We start from the raw sequence: 231 nt of genomic DNA, 5'->3' as shown, positions 1-231 counted from the left end.
TTTGTTTAGTTTTGAGAGTATAATCTCTCTTTATATTTCCGTTGTGGGGGCCTATAGCTCAGCTGGTTAGAGCGCACGCCTGATAAGCGTGAGGTCGATGGTTCGAGTCCATTTAGGCCCACCATCTTCATAACGGGGCCTTAGCTCAGCTGGGAGAGCGCCTGCTTTGCACGCAGGAGGTCAGCGGTTCGATCCCGCTAGGCTCCACCAAAATCGTTCTTTGAAAACTAG

Annotated in this window: 2 tRNA genes; both read left to right on the top strand. The window is 50.6% G+C overall.

What is annotated here, in order from left to right:
• The first annotated feature begins 47 nt into the window (after positions 1–47).
• A tRNA-Ile gene (locus COE25_RS30055) sits at positions 48–124 on the top strand.
• Positions 125–134: 10 nt separating this feature from the next.
• A tRNA-Ala gene (locus tag COE25_RS30050) sits at positions 135–210 on the top strand.
• Positions 211–231: the final 21 nt, after the last annotated feature.

Source organism: Bacillus sp. AFS031507 (assembly GCF_002584635.1).
GTDB lineage: Bacteria > Bacillota > Bacilli > Bacillales > Cytobacillaceae > Neobacillus.
This window is presented reverse-complemented; position numbering and strand designations above follow the sequence as displayed.